The sequence below is a fragment of the Pseudomonas fakonensis genome (assembly GCF_019139895.1).
GTDB classification, from domain to species: domain Bacteria; phylum Pseudomonadota; class Gammaproteobacteria; order Pseudomonadales; family Pseudomonadaceae; genus Aquipseudomonas; species Aquipseudomonas fakonensis.
The window spans coordinates 3,422,318-3,437,190 of sequence record NZ_CP077076.1 but is presented as its reverse complement, the minus strand read 5'-3'; the positions used below and the strand labels follow the sequence as shown (position 1 = coordinate 3,437,190).

Below are 14,873 nucleotides of genomic sequence, written 5' to 3'. Positions count from 1 at the left end.
TTGCGTAGGAGGGCGACCGGCATGGATGCCGGTCGAGCGCCGATCGGGCCAGGGACGGCCCGTCGGCGCGTACCTCCGGAGCAAGCCCGGAGCGAGGGGACCCGGAGCGAAGCGTAGGGCCGGATGATGGGAGCCAGCGTTTTTTGGTTACTTTTTGTCGCGTTTGACAAAAAGTGACCCGCCGTAAGGGCGGAAAGGTGACGAAAAGCGTATATCGTCAATGAATGAGCATACATCTCCCAAAGCAATCACCATAAAACCCCGAACCCTACCCCCCACCCCCCTTCCGATAAGCCCCCGGCTGCACCCCCACCGCCTTGGCAAACGCCCGGGTAAACGCCGCCACCGACTGATACCCCACCTGCACCGCCACCTGCTCCACGGTACTCCCGCCCCTGAGCAACTGACATCCGTGGCGCATGCGCAACGCCAGCAGCACCTGCCCAGGCGATTCCCCGGCCAATTCACTGAAACGCTTGAAGAACGCCGACCGCGAAAGCCCCGTGCAAGCCGCCATGCTCTGAAGCGTCCAGGCCTGCCCCGGCGCTTCGATCAACTGCTCCAGCAGCCCGGCGAAGGCCGGCTGGCGGGCGAGGGCGACCAGCCCGCCGAGGGACTGCCCGCCATGCACCTGCTGGCGCAGCACATACAAAAACAACAAGTGCGTCAGCCGCTCAAGCAGCGTTTGCGACGGCTGCGGCAAGCGCCGGCACTCTTCCAGAATCAAGCCGAACAACGCCCGGGCAGCACTGCCGGCCGGGTCTTCGGCGCGCAGCACGATCCAGTCGGCCAAGCCCTCGACAATCATCGACGACAACCCCGAGCGAAAGTCGAAGAAGCCACACACCAGCCCCACGCCGTCATCGGCATCAAGCTCCAGTGGCGCCATGGCCTGGCGCGGCTGGGCGCAGGCATCCTGCGCGTCACCAGCGCCAGACAACCGGTAGCCCAGGTCACGTAACAGAAACACCGCATCGCCACTCTCCAGCCTGACAGGCTCGGCGTGGCCATCGACATGCAGCCAGCAGTGCCCCTGCACCACCAGGTGAAAGCTGGCGCGGCCCATGCCCTGGGTGCTGGCATGCCAGCCACCGCAGTAGCGGCCCACGTGGAACAGGCTGGCGTCGAGCTCCAGGCCTTCTAATAACCAATCGACGAGATGGCTGGATGAAATCATCTAATGCAAGGACTCAGGAGCAAGGAAAGGCGACTGATGAATATGGATGCTACTTCTTATAACCAACAGACTGTAGCGACCTACATCAAGGGAGACCGCTCCATGTCCGCGCGCATTACTCTACACAGCCTGCAGACCGCTCCGGAAGCCGCACGTCCGTTCCTCGAGAACGCCCAGAAGAGTTCAGGCTTCATTCCCAACCTGCTCGGCATCCTGGCCAACGCCCCGGCGGCACTGGAAACCTACGTCACCGTCTCGGCGCTGAACGGCAAGTCCGAACTGACCCTGGCCGAGCGCGAAGTGGTGCAGTTGATTGCCGCCACCCAGCACGGCTGCGACTTCTGCGTGGCCGGCCACACCGCCGTGGCGCTGAACAAGGCCAAGTTGCCGCAAGAGGTGGTCGACGCCCTGCGTGCCCGTGGCGAGCTGCCGGACGCCCGTTACGAAACCTTGGCCGCCTTCGCCCGCGAAGTGATCGCCACCCGTGGCAATGTCAGCGATGCCACTTACCAGGCGTTTCGCGAGGCCGGTTTCAGCGAGGGCAACGCCTTGGAAGTGATTCTTGGCGTGAGTCTCGCAACCCTGTGCAACTTTGCTAATGTGTTCGCCCAGACGCCGCTCAATGACGAGCTTGGCAAGTACCGTTGGCAGCCTTCGGCGTAAACCGTCCGATGCCGGCGGGGCCGGCGTTTCAAAGGAGTAGGGACATGCTTGATACCGCATTTCGTCAATGGCTGGATGCCAACGCCGAGGCCATCGACCAGGGCCAGTGCGACCCGCACCGGGTGCTGGCGCATATCGCCGAATCGCAGTTGCTGCGCATCGGCGTATCCGCCGAACTGGGCGGCTCGGGGGGCGAGGTCAGCGACGCGGTCGAGGCCATCGCCGCCATCGCCAGCCGTTCACTGGCCGCCGCGTTCGTTTGCTGGGGCCAGCGCGCCTTTATCGAATACCTGCTGCAAAGCCCTAATCAGGCGCTGCGCGAGCGGCTGATCCCGAGCCTGCTCAGAGGCGAGTTGGCCGGCGCCACGGGGCTGTCCAACGCCATGAAGTTCCTGTCTGGCATCGAGGCGCTGCAAGTGCGTGGCCGCCCCGGCGATGCCGGCTGGACCCTCGAAGGCCGCCTGCACTGGGTGACCAACCTGCGCAAAAGCGGCTTCGTGGTGGCTGCGGCCATCGAGGACGATGCCGGTGGCGCGCCGTTCGTGCTCGCCATCCCGTCCGATGCTCAAGGGTTGGAGCGCTCCGACGACCTGCAACTGATGGGCATGCAATCGAGCAACACTGCCGCGCTGGCCTTCCACCAGGTAGAGCTGGCCCGCGACTGGTTGCTGCACGAAAACGCCCGCGAGTTCCTGCCCAAGGTGCGCCCGGCGTTCCTCGCCCTGCAGTGCGGCTTGGCCATCGGCCTTGCGCGCCGCGCCCTGGACGAAGTGCAGGAGCACTTGAACGGCCGCGCCTCGTTCCTTGAAGAGGCTCGCCAGGTACTGGCCGAGCGCCTGGAAAACACCGTCGGCGAGCTCAAGCAGGGCCTGCGCGAGGGCCGTTTCCTCGAGCAGCCGGCGGCGTTGTTCAAGCTGCGCATCACCCTGGCAGAAAGCGCCGCCGACGCCGTGCAGCTGGAGCTGCAGGCCAGTGGCGGCAAGGCCTACCTCACAGCCTACGGCGAAGGCTTCGCCCGCCGCTGGCGCGAATCGGCATTCGTGCCCATCGTCACCCCGAGCCTGGTGCAACTGCGCGCCGAACTGCAACGCCAGGCGTCTGCGGCATGACCGAGGTGCTGCTCGAAGCCTGCGACATCAGCCTGGGCTACCCCCGCGAAGGTGGCTGGCAGGCCGTGCTGGAACAGTTCGACCTGGCCTTGGCGCCGGGCGAGGTGGTGACCATCCTCGGCCCCAGCGGTGTGGGCAAGTCGAGCCTGCTGCGGGTGCTGGCAGGCCTGCAGCAGCCCCGCAGCGGCACGGTGGTGCTGCACGGCGAGCCGTTGCAGGGCCCGCATCCGCGTCTTGCGGTGGCGTTTCAGGACCCGAGCCTGCTGCCCTGGCTCAGCCTGGAAAAGAACGTCGCCTTCGGCCTGGACTTCACCCGCCAGCCCAAGCTTGTGGCCCGCGAGCGGCGTGCGCGCATCGACCACGCCATCGCCGCCGTGGGTTTGGCCCACGCCCGCAACCAGTACCCGGCGCAGCTGTCCGGTGGCATGGCCCAGCGTACCGCGCTAGCCCGCTGCCTGGCGCGCCAGCCCGAGGTGCTGCTGCTGGACGAGCCGTTCGGTGCACTGGACGAGGTGACCCGCGCCGACATGCAGCAACTGCTGCTGCAATTGATCGCCAACCACAACACCGCTGCGGTGCTGATCACCCACGACATCGACGAAGCCCTGCTGCTGTCTGATCGCGTGCTGCTACTGGGCAACCACCCGGCGCGCACCCTCGGCCAGTGGCACATCGACCTGCCGCAGCCGCGTGCGCAGCGGGTCGAGGAACTGGGCGCGCTGCGTATCGAAATTCTCAAGACCCTACGGCGGGCAAGCCGCACCACCGAACCCACCCCAACCCCCTTGCCCTCGGAGGCTGTCCATGTGCATGGATGACTGCTGTTCTTCGACATCCCGTCGCGACTTTCTGAAACTGAGCGCCATGCTCACTGCCGCCGGCGCCGTGCCGCTGCTGTCGAGCCTGCAGGCGCGCGCCGCCGCCGAGCCGGATGCGCCGGTGCGCATCGGCTACCTGCCGATCACCGACGCCACGCCGCTGCTGGTGGCCCACAACAACGGCCTGTTCGAGGCCGAGGGCATCAAGGCCGAGCGCCCGGTGCTGCTGCGCAGTTGGGCCCAGGTGATCGAGGCGTTCATTTCCGGGCAGGTCAACGTGATCCACCTGCTGTCGCCGATGACCGTGTGGGCGCGCTATGCCAGCAAGGTGCCGGCCAAGGTGGTGGCGTGGAACCATGTCGGTGGCTCGGGCCTGACCGTAGCCCCGGACATCACTGACATGAAGCAGCTTGGCGGCAAGACCGTGGCCATTCCGTTCTGGTACTCGATCCATAACGTGGTGCTGCAGCAGATGCTCGACGACAACGGCCTCAAGGCTGTGTCCAGGCCTGCCAACGCACAACTGGCGGCCAACGAGGTCAACCTGCTGGTGCTGCCGCCGTCGGACATGCCACCGGCCCTGGCCAGCAAGCGCATTGCCGGCTACATCGTCGCCGAGCCGTTCAATGCCCTGGCCGAGAACCTCAAGGTTGGCCGCATCCAGCGCTTCACTGGCGACGTATGGCGCAACCACGCCTGCTGCGTGGTGTTCATGCACGAACACGACCTGAACAACCGCCCGGAGTGGTCGCAAAAGGTGGTCAACGCCATCGTCAAGGCCCAGCAATGGACCCGCGAGCACCGTGCCGAGGCGGCCGCCTTGCTGTCCAAGGCCGGCCCCAACAAGTACACCCCGCATGAGCCGGCGGTGCTCACCAAGGTGCTGGCGCCCGCCGCCGAGGACCGCGCCGGCTACATCGCCAGCGGTGCCATCCAGCACCAGCAATGGGATGAAAAGCGCATCGACTTCCAGCCTTACCCGTTCCCCAGCTACACGGAGGAGCTGGTCAAGCGCCTGAAGAACACCTTGATCGAAGGCGAAAGCGGCTTCCTTGCCAGCCTCGACCCTGCGCACGCGGCGCGTGACCTGGTGGATGACCGCTTCGTGCGCAACGCCATCGCTGCAGTGGGCGGCCCGGCGACCTTCGGCATCGCCGAAAACTTCCAGCGCAGCGAGGAGTTCGCGGTCTGATGCGTGGGCACATCGTGCATGGCGCCCTGGGCCTGGCGGGCCTGGCGGCGCTGTTGTTGCTGTGGTGGGCCGGGGTGCATCTGTTCGGCGCCGCCGATGGCCTGTCGGCGCGCTTCTCGCCCCAGGCCACGTTACACAGCCTGGTGGAGTTGCTGGGCCAGGGCGAGGTGTACGGGCATATCTGGGTGAGCCTCAAGCGCATCCTCATCGGCCTGCTGCTGGCGTTGCTGATCGGTGTGCCGCTGGGCCTGCTGGTGGGTAGCTACCGACACCTGGAGGCGGCAACCACACCTGCGTTCCAGTTCTTGCGGATGATCTCGCCGCTGTCGTGGATGCCGGTGGTGGTGATGCTGATGGGGGTCGGCGACCAGCCGATCTACTTCTTGCTGGCCTTCGCCGCGCTGTGGCCGATCTTGCTCAACACCGCGGCCGGGGTACGCCAGCTCGACCCGCGCTGGCTGCAACTTAGCCGAAGCCTCAGCGCCACCCGCTGGGAGACGCTGCGCAAGGTGATAGTGCCCGGGGTGATCGGCCATGTGCTGACCGGCGTGCGCCTGGCCATCGGCATTTTGTGGATCGTGCTGGTGCCGTGCGAGATGCTGGGCGTGAGTGCGGGGCTGGGGTACTTCATCCTCGACACCCGTGACCGGCTGGCGTACTCCGAACTGATGGCCATGGTGCTGCTGATTGGCGTGCTGGGTTTCATGCTCGATGCGCTGGCCCGTGGCTTGCACCGGCGCTGGGTGCATGGCTGAGATTGCCGTGGGAGCGGTGTTCCCTATGCGATAGCGCAGCCCGAAGGGCTGGGTAATCTCCTGCAGGCAGCACAGCGGCCTGTGATTACTCCACTTCAGCCGTTTGCACGTCGTTCGACGCCGACCACACCCGGTAGCGCACCTGCACGCCCTGCGGTACGTACAGCACCACCGGCAGCTTGCTGTTGTAGCGCAGCATGAAGCCTTCGCCCACTACCGGCACGAAGGCGTCGGCCTTCTTGCCGTCGGGGCAGGCCATCAGGGTGCTGGCGGGGCCGCCGACTTTTTCCAGGCGGTAGTAGCTGTAGCCCCAGCCTTGCAGGGTGTGTTCTTCGAGGTTGCCGGCCAGGCGCTGGCGGTTGCAGTCCACCTGCAGGGTCTTGCCGGCGAGGATTTCCAGCTTGAACGCCGACTCGTCAGCCTGGGCCGGCAGCTGGATGACCTGGCGGCTGAAGCCTTTTTCGGCGTCGGGGTAGGGGGCGACGTCCTTCAGGCTGGCCGCCAGTGCCGGTGTGGTGGCGGCCAGGGTGAGGGAGAGGATTGCGGTGATACGGGCTTGGCGCATAAGGCCTCCTTGCGGATGATCGAATGCGAGGTGGCGCCAGGCCCGGTTCTGCGTTACTGGGCGAGCCAGCCGCCATCGACGTTCCAGGCGGCGCCGCGGACCTGGCTGCCAGCCTCGCTGCACAGGAACAATACCAGCTCGCCCAGGTGTTCGGGGGTGACGAAGGCCAACGAAGGCTGCTTTTCGGCCAGCAGGTCGTGTTGTGCCTGGCGGGCATCGCCACCTTGGGCTGCGCGGTCGTCGATCTGCTTTTGCACCAGCGGGGTCAGTACCCAGCCGGGGCAGATGGCGTTGCAGGTGACGTTGCTGGTGGCGGTTTCCAGGCCGATCACCTTGGTCAGGCCCACCACGCCGTGCTTGGCAGCCACGTAGGCGGCCTTGCCGGTGGAGCCGACCAGGCCATGCACCGAGGCGATGTTGACGATGCGCCCCCAGCCGCGCTCGCGCATGCCCGGCAATACCAGGCGGCTGGCGTGGAACACCGCCGACAGGTTGAGGGCGATGATCTTGTCCCAGGCCTGTGTCGGGAACTGCTCCACCGGTGCCACATGTTGAATGCCGGCGTTGTTGACGAGGATGTCGACGCGGCTGAAGGCGCGTTCGGCGGCGGCGAACATCTGTTCGATCTGGGCCACGTCGGACAGGTCGGCAGGGTGGTGGAGCACCTCCACACCATGCTGTTTGATCGCGGCAATTGCAGGCGCGGGGTCACCGAAACCATTGAGCAGAATGTTCGCCCCGGCCTTGGCCAGTACCTGAGCGATGCCTAAGCCGATACCGCTGGTGGAGCCTGTGACCAGTGCAGTCTTGCCTGTGAGCGTCATGCGGTTCTCCTTTGTTTTGGCGGGGTGCAGTTTGCAAAAAATGGCGCGATCCCTGTGGGAAGCGGCCTTGAGTCGCGATGGGCTGCATGGCAGCCCCAGGATCTCGACCTCATGCAAAATTGTCGGGGCTGCTGCGCAGCCCATCGCGACTCAAGGCCGCTTCCCACATGTGTTGCATTAGCCTCAGGCCTACGCTGCACCTGTAGGAGCCGGCTTGCCGGCGATGAGGCCAGTACAGGCAGCACAAGACAGTTGCTCCCACAAAAACGGGCCTTCCCTGGCGTTAGCGCCGCGGGTCGAACGCCTCGCGCAGCGCCTCGCCGATGAACACCAGCAGCGACAGGATCAGCGCCAGGGCAAAGAATGCAGTAAAGCCCAGCCACGGCGCCTCCAGGTGCTGCTTGCCCTGGGTTACCAGTTCGCCCAGCGAGGCACTGCCCGCCGGCATGCCGAAACCGAGAAAGTCCAGGGCCGTCAGGGTAGTGATGGCGCCGGTAAGCATGAAGGGTACGAAGGTCAGCGTGGCATTCATGGCGTTTGGCAGAATGTGCCGCAGCATCACCTGCGTATCGGAAAGCCCCAGCGCCCGAGCGGCCTTGACGTATTCCAGGTTGCGCCCACGCAAGAACTCGGCGCGCACCACATCCACCAGGGTCAGCCACGAGAACAGCGCCATGATCCCCAATAGCCACCAGAACCCCGGCTCGACAAAGCCGGACAGGATGATCAACAGGTACAGTACCGGCAGCCCCGTCCATACCTCCAGCAGGCGCTGGCCGAGCAGGTCGACCCAGCCGCCGTGGTAACCTTGCAACGCGCCGGCGGCCAGGCCGATGAGCACACTGAGCGCCGTCAGGGCAAAGGCGAACAGCAACGAGGTGCGTGTGCCGTACAGCACCCGCGCCAGCACGTCGCGGCCCTGATCGTCAGTGCCCAGCCAGTTGCTCGCGCTCGGCGGGCTGGGGGTGGGCACCTGCAAATCGTAGTTGGGAGTGTCGGCGCTGAACGGGATGGGCGCAAACAGCATCCAGCCGCCCTGGCCCTCGATCAGCTGGCGCACGTACTGGCTGCGGTAGTCGGGCTGAAACGGCAGTTGCCCGCCGAACTGCTGCTCGGTGTAACGCTTGAGCGCCGGGGTGTACAGCTGGCCCTGGTGTGACAACAGCAGCGGCTTGTCGTTGGCCACCAGCTCCGCGCCCAGGCTCAGCAGCAGCAGGGCTGCGAACAGCCACAGCGAAACCCAGCCGCGGCGGTTGTCGCGAAAGCGCTGCAGGCGCCGGCGGGCGATGGGCGAGAGCATCAGTGCGCCCTCGTGTCGAAGTCGATGCGCGGGTCCAGCGCGGTGTAGCACAAGTCGCCGACCAGGCGGATCAACAGCCCGGCCAGGGTGAAGATGAACAGCGTGCCGAATACCACCGGGTAATCCCGTGATACCGCGGCTTCGTAGCTCATGCGCCCCAGGCCGTCGAGGGAGAAGATCACCTCGATCAGCAGGGAGCCGGCAAAGAACACCGTGATCAGCGCCTGGGGCAAACCGGCCACCACCAACAGCATGGCGTTGCGCAGCACATGCCCGTACAGCACCCGGCGCTCGCTCAGGCCCTTGGCCCGGGCGGTGACCACGTACTGGCGGGTGATTTCGTCGAGGAAGGCGTTCTTGGTCAACAGCGTCAAGGTGGCGAAGCCGCCGATCACCAGGGCGCCGACCGGCAGCACCAGGTGCCAGAAGTAGTCCGCGATTTTGCCCAGCAGGCTGAGCTGGTCGAAGTCGTCCGACACCAGCCCGCGTACCGGGAACCAGTTCAGCGAGGTGCCACCGGCAAACAGCACGATCAGCAACAGGGCGAACAGGAACGAGGGCAGGGCATAGCCGACCACGATCAGCGCGCTGCTCCAGGCATCGAAGCGGCTGCCGTGGCGCACTGCCTTGCGGATGCCCAGCGGGATCGACACCAGGTAGGTGATCAGCGTGGCCCAGAAGCCCAGCGACAGGGTGACCGGCAGCTTGTCGAGGATCAGCTCGGTGACCTTGGCGCCACGGAAGAAACTGTTGCCAAAGTCCAGCCGCGCGTACTGCCCGAGCATCAGCCACAGGCGCTCGGGGGCGGGCTTGTCGAAGCCGTACTGGCGCTTGATTTCGTCGATCAGCTTGGGGTCGAGCCCTCGGGTGGCACGGGACTCGCCGTGCACCACCTCGGCCCGCGCCCCCGGAGCGCCGCCACCGATACCTTGCAGGCGTGCCACCGCCTGCTCCACCGGCCCGCCGGGGGCGGCCTGGACGATGGCGAAGTTGACCAGCAGGATCGCCAGCAGGGTGGGGATGATCAGCAGCAGGCGCCGCAGGATATAGCCAGTCATGGCGCGCGGCCCTTCAGTGCGTCCATCTGCTGGTTGCTCAGCGCCGTCGGGCTGACCTCCCACCAGGTGTCCAGGCCTTCGTCATAGGCGGCTTGCACCTTGGGCAGGCCGAAGCGGTTCCACCACACCGTGGAGCTGCCCGGCGGGTAGTAGTTGGGGATCCAGTAGTAGTTCCACTGCAGCACCCGGTCCAGGGCATGGGCGTGGCGCAGCATGTCGGCCTGGGTGGCGGCGCGAACCAGGCCATCGAGCAGCCGGTCCACCGCCGGGTCCTGCAGCACCATCAGGTTGTTCGAGCCGGGGTCGTGGGCGGCGGCCGAGCCAAAATAGTTGTACTGCTCGCTGCCCGGCGACAGGGTGACGCTGTAGCCGGTGACGATCATGTCGTAGTCGCGGGCCATCACCCGGTTGATGTACTGGGCCGGGTCGACATTGCGGATGTTCAGCTCTACGCCGATCTGCGCCAGGTTGCGCTTCCACGGCAGCAGCAGGCGCTCAAGGCCAGCCTGGCCGTTGAGGAAGGTGAAGCTCAGCGGCTGGCCGTCGGCGTTCACCAGGCGGTCGCCCTCAGGGTGCCAGCCGGCGGCCTGCAGCAATTGCAGGGCCTGCAACTGCTGTTTGCGGATGATCCCCGAGCCGTCGGTAACTGGCGCGCTGAACACCTGGTCGAAAACCTCGTCAGGCACCTGGCCGCGCAGCGGCTCGAGCAGCTTGAGCTCCTCGGCGTCGGGCAGCGCGCGGGCGGCCAGCGGGGTGTTGGAGAACAGGCTCTGCTGGCGGATGTACAGGTTGCGCATCATCTGCCGGTTGCTCCACTCGAAGTCCCACAGCAGGCCCAGCGCCTGGCGCACCCGGCGGTCCTTGAACTGCGGTTTGTCGAGGTTGAACACAAAACCCTGGGCCACCTGCGGCTTGGCCGGGCCCAGGTGGGCGCGCTGCAGGCGCCCGTCGTCCAGTTGCGCGCCGTTGTAGCCCAGGGTGTAGGCGGTGGCCGAATACTCGCGGTTGTAGTCGTAGCCGCCGCCCTTGAGCACCTGGCGCGCCACCTCGGTGTCGCCGAAGTACTCGATGCGCACGCGCTGGAAGTTGTAGCGGCCGCGGCTTGCCGGCAGGTCGCGGGCCCACCACTGCGGGTCACGCTCGAAGGTGATGCTGCGCCCGTTGTCGATGCGGCTGATGCGGTACGGGCCGCTGCCCACCGGCTTGTCGAAGCCGGCGCCATTGGCGAAGTCGCGCTGCTGCCAGTCGTGCTCGGGCAGCACCGGCAGGGTGGCCAGGTCCAGCGGCAGGGTGCGCCCGTGGGGCTTGCGAAAATCGAAGCGCACCCGGCGCGGGCCTTCGACGGTGACGCCGCTGACATCGGCGAACAGGGTGCGGTACTTGAGGCTGCCCTTGCTCATCAGCAGCTCGAAGGTAAAGCGCACGTCTTCTGCACGCACCGGCTTGCCGTCGGCGAAGGTGGCGCGCGGGTCGATATCGAAACGCAGCCAGGCGTCGTCGGGGCCGCGTTCCAGGCTGCGGGCGATCAATCCATAAACCGTGTAGGGCTCGTCGAACGAGCGCACCGCCAGCGGGGCATACAGCAGGCCGTCCACTTCGCTGACGCCGGTGCCTTTGTCGATGTAGGGCAGGATATGGTCGAACTGGCCAATGTCGTTGGCCGAGCGGCGCAGGCTGCCGCCCTTGGGGGCGTCTGGGTTGACGTAGTCGAAATGCTGGAAGCGTTCGCCGTAGCGCGGGGCTTCGCCGTAGACGGTGAGGGCGTGGCTGGGGGCGGCATGGGCGTTGGGCGCCATGCACAGCAGGATCAGCAGAGCTGCAAGGGTGCCTATGGCCCTATCGCCGGCAAGCCGGCTCCTACAGGAAGATGCGATTCCCTGTAGGAGCCGGCTGGCCGGCGATAGGGCCCTCAAAGGACTCAGCCAATCAGTCCTGACGGCTGGTCACTTCCAGCAGGTGGTAGCCGAACTGGGTTTTCACCGGGCCTTGCACGGTGTTGACCGGAGCGCTGAACACCACGGTGTCGAATTCCTTGACCATCTGGCCCGGGCCGAACGAGCCCAGGTCACCGCCCTGGCGGCTGGACGGGCAGGTGGAGTTGGCCTTGGCAATTTCAGCGAAGTCGGCACCGGCTTCGATCTGAGCCTTGAGTTCGTTGCACTTGTCTTCGCTGCTGACGAGGATGTGGCGGGCGGTGGCACGGGCCATGGGAACTACTCCTTGGAGGGTAAAAAAACGCAAGCCTAGCGCACTTGTCCGGGGCATGTCTCGCAAGGCTTGCGCATTGATCCTACAAGCGTGCGGCCGCCTCGCGCAGCATGGCCTCGGTCGACTCCCAGCCCAGGCAGCCATCGGTGATCGACACGCCGTATTTCAGCGCGCCCTTGCCCAGTGCCTGGCAGCCTTCGAACAGGTGCCCCTCGATCATCACCCCCACCAGCGAGCGGTCACCGGCCAGGCGCTGTTGCAGCACGTCCTCGAACACCGCCGGCTGGCGCGCCGGGTCCTTGCCGCTGTTGGCGTGGCTGCAGTCGACCATGATTCGCGCCGCCAGGCCCGCCTTGGCCAGCCCCAGGCGCGCCTGGGCCACGCTGTGGGCGTCGTAGTTCGGGCCCTTGTGGCCGCCGCGCAGTACCAGGTGGGTGTCCGGGTTGCCCAGGCTCTCGATGATCGCCGGGTAGCCCTGGGCGTCCATGCCGAAGTGGCGGTGCGGGTGGGCGGCGCTGCGCATGGCGTCGCAGGCGATGCCGATGCCGCCGTCGGTGCCATTCTTGAAGCCCACCGGCAGCTCCAGGCCGCTGACCATTTCGCGGTGGATCTGCGACTCGGTGGTGCGCGCGCCGATGGCGGCCCAGCCCAGCAGGTCGTCGAAGTAGCCGGCAGCTACGGGCTGCAGCAACTCGGTGGCAATCGGCAGGCCGCGCTCGAGCATGCTCAGCATCAGCCCGCGGGACAGGGCGATACCGGAATGCATGTCGTCGCTGCCATCCAGGTGCGGGTCGTAGGCCAGGCCTTTCCAGCCGACTGTGGTGCGGGGCTTTTCCACGTAGGCGCGCATCACCAGCAGCAGCTTGTCGCTGACATCACGGCTGAGGGCGGCCAGGCGGTCGGCGTATTCCAGGGCCGAGCGTGGGTCGTGGATCGAGCACGGGCCGACCACCACCAGCAGGCGTTCGTCGCGGCCTTCGAGGATGGCGCGGATGGCCTGGCGCTGGGCGTGGACTTGTTGGGCGAGTTCGGTAGGCAGTGGCATCTGCTGCTTGAGCAGGTGCGGGCTGGGCAGGCGCTTGCTGACGCTGGCGTTGGCAGCTTGCGCTTGGGTCAGGGCGAGGTTCGAGGCTTGCATGGCGTGTTTTCCCTGGGCGGACGGCGGGTTGTGGCCCGCGTGGTCGGCCCTATCGAGGTGTTCGACAGGTCGTCAAATTAAGTTGTTGTGCGGCATTGCCACCGAAAATCGACCGAACGGAGGCGGCAGGCTGGCCCGAACGGGATTGGCTAAATCGCCAGGCATAGGTGCTTGGGTAGGTGTAAGTGGCGTAGTTCATGAATCTGTCCTCAAGATGAAGCGTTGAAAGTGATGGCCCGGAAAAACAAAACCCCCGGTCGGGGAGCCGACCGGGGGTTTGAGTATTCTCGTGTTCGGCGGCCCCTCGAAAGTGGGCGCCGGGTGGGTTATCGGCGCCTGTCAGCTAAACCAATAACCAAAATAAAAGGGTGCAACGGCGTTACGACCGGCAACGGCCAGCACGCGGTGCGCGGGGCGACCGGTGTGGTTGGCGGGGTTGCGGGTGTGTTTCGGCATGTTGCTCTCCAGTGAATGAGCCCGAGCTTACTGCACCTGGGTAAGAGCATTCAATGGGTTTTCGCTATCGGAGCGATTTGTGATACCCCCATCGCGGGGCAAGCCCGCTCCCACAGCAGGCGAACAGGCTTTGAAACTTCACGCTTTTTTCACAGGGCACTGGTATCATCGCGCCACTCTTTGGGGAGTAGCCTGCCTTCACACCCTGTGAAGGTGCTCTGGTCAACACATTTGGCAACCTGCCATGGCCAGCGCGTCCACCCGGATTGGCGAGACCAACGACCTTCCTGTACCCGTGCCGGGCGTGCAGGTGGCTGTCGTTGACTCGTTGCCCGGCTGGAGTCCGAACCGTTGAATCCCATCTCTCTCGTTTTCCTGGCTTTCGCCATGTCCACCGATGCCTTCGCGGCCGCCATCGGCAAAGGCTCGAGCCTGCACAAGCCACGCCTGCTCGAAGCCCTGCGCACCGGCCTGATCTTCGGCGTGATCGAAGCCATCACCCCGGTGGTCGGCTGGCTGCTGGGCCAGGCGGCCAGCCAGTATGTCGAACAGTGGGACCACTGGATTGCCTTCACCTTGCTGGTGGCGCTGGGCGCGCACATGGTCCATGCCGGCCTCAAGGCCGATGACGAGGAAGAAGAAAAACAAAGCCAGCATTCGTTCTGGATCCTCGCCGTGACCGCCTTTGCCACCAGTATCGACGCCCTTGCCGTGGGGGTTGGCCTGGCCTTTGTCGATGTGAACATCTGGGTGGCGGCTGCCGCCATCGGGTTGGCCACCATGACCATGGTCACCCTCGGCACCATGCTCGGCCGCGCCCTGGGCTCGGTTGTCGGCAAGCGTGCCGAGATCGTGGGGGGGGTGGTGCTGATGCTGGTGGGTGCGACCATCTTGTATGAGCACCTGAGCGCCGCCTGATCCAGAGGCCCCATCGCCGGCACAGGCATTACAAGACATGACTCTCAAGCCCAATCAGCGTGCCAACGCCTGATTGGGCTTGTAGAACAGAAAGTGCCGGGTCTGCGCCGTCCTGCGGTAAGCCTTGGCCCAATCCGGCTTCACATTGCGATCATGAAAGTACAAGGCCCCACCGGTAGGGTCCTTGAGCTGCTGGTTGAGTGCCTTGCGCGCGATTTCCTTGGCCACCCCGTAACGCTCCGGTTCCTCGACCTGGTCTGGCCGTCCGTCACACCACCAGGAGAACTGGCAGCTCTTGCTTTCTACCCCCTGCTTGACCACCCCGCAGATGCTGTCGGGAAAACCGTCATGACCCAGGCGGTTGAGTACCACGCTGGCCACCGCACTCATGTCCTTTTCATCGGCACCCTTGGCCTCCCAGTAAATGGTGCGTGCCAGGCACGTGATGCTGTCGTCCATCGGCGCCTGGCCGGCCGGGTCCACGGCCTGCACCTCTGTGGGGGTGAGGGTCTCGGCTTTTTTGGGCGGCGGGGCATCTTGCAAGACCTTTTCCTCCAGCACCTGCGCCTTGTCTTCGGCGACCGCGGCCTTTGGGCTGTCGGCTGCAAAGAGGGGGGCTGCGAGCAGGCTCAGGGCGAGGCCGTACAGCATCATCGAAAGGCGCATGGTCAGGTATCCGCAGGGTGGGCTGC

The 14,873-nt window shown here is 65.7% G+C and carries 15 protein-coding genes and 1 riboswitch; of the genes, 6 read left to right on the top strand and 9 right to left on the bottom strand.

The genetic code is table 11. The annotated features are described in order from the left end of the window. Positions 1–268 precede the first annotated feature (268 nt). Complete coding sequence (locus tag KSS94_RS15120; RefSeq protein ID WP_217838907.1) at positions 269–1,177, bottom strand: AraC family transcriptional regulator; 909 nt, start codon at positions 1,175–1,177, stop codon at positions 269–271. Positions 1,178–1,279: 102 nt separating this feature from the next. Here KSS94_RS15120 and KSS94_RS15115 point away from each other — a divergent pair, with 102 nt between their 5' ends. Genes KSS94_RS15115 through KSS94_RS15095 form a run of 5 tightly spaced genes read left to right on the top strand, consistent with a single transcriptional unit; the run spans position 1,280 to position 5,714 of the window. Next, positions 1,280–1,840 carry a carboxymuconolactone decarboxylase family protein gene (locus KSS94_RS15115; RefSeq protein WP_217838906.1) on the top strand — a complete coding sequence of 187 codons (561 nt, stop codon included), beginning with the start codon at positions 1,280–1,282 and terminating at the stop codon, positions 1,838–1,840. Positions 1,841–1,884: 44 nt separating this feature from the next. Beyond that, on the top strand, positions 1,885–2,949 hold the full coding sequence (locus KSS94_RS15110) for an acyl-CoA dehydrogenase family protein (RefSeq protein ID WP_217838905.1): 1,065 nt from the start codon (positions 1,885–1,887) through the stop codon (positions 2,947–2,949). Further along, positions 2,946–3,767 (top strand): ABC transporter ATP-binding protein, encoded by an 822-nt coding sequence (locus KSS94_RS15105; RefSeq protein WP_217838904.1) that lies wholly within the window; start codon positions 2,946–2,948, stop codon positions 3,765–3,767. The genes KSS94_RS15110 and KSS94_RS15105 overlap by 4 nt, the downstream gene beginning before the upstream one ends. Beyond that, on the top strand, positions 3,754–4,959 hold the full coding sequence (locus KSS94_RS15100; protein ID WP_217838903.1) for an ABC transporter substrate-binding protein: 1,206 nt from the start codon (positions 3,754–3,756) through the stop codon (positions 4,957–4,959). Before KSS94_RS15105 ends, KSS94_RS15100 begins: the two co-directional genes overlap by 14 nt. Further along, complete coding sequence (locus KSS94_RS15095) at positions 4,959–5,714, top strand: ABC transporter permease (RefSeq protein WP_217838902.1); 756 nt, start codon at positions 4,959–4,961, stop codon at positions 5,712–5,714. The genes KSS94_RS15100 and KSS94_RS15095 overlap by 1 nt, the downstream gene beginning before the upstream one ends. Before the next feature lie 85 nt (positions 5,715–5,799). On the opposite strand, the gene eco is transcribed toward KSS94_RS15095, so the two are convergent. The 7 genes from eco to KSS94_RS15060 all read right to left on the bottom strand — a co-directional run bounded on the left by eco (position 5,800) and on the right by KSS94_RS15060 (position 12,807). Beyond that, positions 5,800–6,279: a serine protease inhibitor ecotin gene (eco, locus tag KSS94_RS15090; protein WP_217838901.1), complete on the bottom strand. Its 480-nt coding sequence runs from the start codon at positions 6,277–6,279 to the stop codon at positions 5,800–5,802. A gap of 53 nt (positions 6,280–6,332) precedes the next feature. Continuing rightward, positions 6,333–7,103: a 3-hydroxybutyrate dehydrogenase gene (gene hbdH / locus KSS94_RS15085; protein WP_217838900.1), complete on the bottom strand. Its 771-nt coding sequence runs from the start codon at positions 7,101–7,103 to the stop codon at positions 6,333–6,335. A gap of 283 nt (positions 7,104–7,386) precedes the next feature. Continuing rightward, the gene (locus KSS94_RS15080) at positions 7,387–8,403 is read right to left on the bottom strand and encodes an ABC transporter permease (RefSeq protein WP_217838899.1); all 1,017 of its coding nucleotides are present in this window, start codon (positions 8,401–8,403) and stop codon (positions 7,387–7,389) included. Next, positions 8,403–9,461 (bottom strand): microcin C ABC transporter permease YejB, encoded by a 1,059-nt coding sequence (locus KSS94_RS15075; protein ID WP_217838898.1) that lies wholly within the window; start codon positions 9,459–9,461, stop codon positions 8,403–8,405. The genes KSS94_RS15080 and KSS94_RS15075 overlap by 1 nt, the downstream gene beginning before the upstream one ends. Continuing rightward, a complete protein-coding gene (locus KSS94_RS15070) occupies positions 9,458–11,257 on the bottom strand; it encodes an extracellular solute-binding protein (RefSeq protein WP_217838897.1) in 1,800 nt (599 codons plus the stop codon). The genes KSS94_RS15075 and KSS94_RS15070 overlap by 4 nt, the downstream gene beginning before the upstream one ends. Before the next feature lie 130 nt (positions 11,258–11,387). Continuing rightward, a complete protein-coding gene (locus KSS94_RS15065) occupies positions 11,388–11,669 on the bottom strand; it encodes a peptidylprolyl isomerase (RefSeq protein ID WP_003248318.1) in 282 nt (93 codons plus the stop codon). An 82-nt stretch (positions 11,670–11,751) separates the two neighbouring features. Then, positions 11,752–12,807 (bottom strand): 3-deoxy-7-phosphoheptulonate synthase, encoded by a 1,056-nt coding sequence (locus KSS94_RS15060; protein WP_217838896.1) that lies wholly within the window; start codon positions 12,805–12,807, stop codon positions 11,752–11,754. A gap of 626 nt (positions 12,808–13,433) precedes the next feature. Then, positions 13,434–13,606: riboswitch (yybP-ykoY riboswitch) on the top strand. Between the two features lie 8 nt (positions 13,607–13,614). Here KSS94_RS15060 and mntP point away from each other — a divergent pair. Then, positions 13,615–14,181, top strand: a complete 567-nt coding sequence (gene mntP, locus KSS94_RS15055; protein ID WP_217838895.1) for a manganese efflux pump MntP — start codon at positions 13,615–13,617, stop codon at positions 14,179–14,181. Positions 14,182–14,235: 54 nt separating this feature from the next. On the opposite strand, the gene KSS94_RS15050 is transcribed toward mntP, so the two are convergent. After that, positions 14,236–14,847 (bottom strand): cell wall hydrolase, encoded by a 612-nt coding sequence (locus KSS94_RS15050; RefSeq protein WP_217838894.1) that lies wholly within the window; start codon positions 14,845–14,847, stop codon positions 14,236–14,238. Between the last annotated feature and the right edge of the window lie 26 nt (positions 14,848–14,873).

Coding starts and splice junctions, on each gene's coding strand:
- KSS94_RS15120 (WP_217838907.1), bottom strand. CDS start 1,177: ATGATTTCATCCAGCCATCTCGTCGATTGGTTATTAGAAGGCCTGGAG.
- KSS94_RS15115 (WP_217838906.1), top strand. CDS start 1,280: ATGTCCGCGCGCATTACTCTACACAGCCTGCAGACCGCTCCGGAAGCC.
- KSS94_RS15110 (WP_217838905.1), top strand. CDS start 1,885: ATGCTTGATACCGCATTTCGTCAATGGCTGGATGCCAACGCCGAGGCC.
- KSS94_RS15105 (WP_217838904.1), top strand. CDS start 2,946: ATGACCGAGGTGCTGCTCGAAGCCTGCGACATCAGCCTGGGCTACCCC.
- KSS94_RS15100 (WP_217838903.1), top strand. CDS start 3,754: ATGTGCATGGATGACTGCTGTTCTTCGACATCCCGTCGCGACTTTCTG.
- KSS94_RS15095 (WP_217838902.1), top strand. CDS start 4,959: ATGCGTGGGCACATCGTGCATGGCGCCCTGGGCCTGGCGGGCCTGGCG.
- eco (WP_217838901.1), bottom strand. CDS start 6,279: ATGCGCCAAGCCCGTATCACCGCAATCCTCTCCCTCACCCTGGCCGCC.
- hbdH (WP_217838900.1), bottom strand. CDS start 7,103: ATGACGCTCACAGGCAAGACTGCACTGGTCACAGGCTCCACCAGCGGT.
- KSS94_RS15080 (WP_217838899.1), bottom strand. CDS start 8,403: ATGCTCTCGCCCATCGCCCGCCGGCGCCTGCAGCGCTTTCGCGACAAC.
- KSS94_RS15075 (WP_217838898.1), bottom strand. CDS start 9,461: ATGACTGGCTATATCCTGCGGCGCCTGCTGCTGATCATCCCCACCCTG.
- KSS94_RS15070 (WP_217838897.1), bottom strand. CDS start 11,257: ATGGCGCCCAACGCCCATGCCGCCCCCAGCCACGCCCTCACCGTCTAC.
- KSS94_RS15065 (WP_003248318.1), bottom strand. CDS start 11,669: ATGGCCCGTGCCACCGCCCGCCACATCCTCGTCAGCAGCGAAGACAAG.
- KSS94_RS15060 (WP_217838896.1), bottom strand. CDS start 12,807: ATGCAAGCCTCGAACCTCGCCCTGACCCAAGCGCAAGCTGCCAACGCC.
- KSS94_RS15050 (WP_217838894.1), bottom strand. CDS start 14,847: ATGCGCCTTTCGATGATGCTGTACGGCCTCGCCCTGAGCCTGCTCGCA.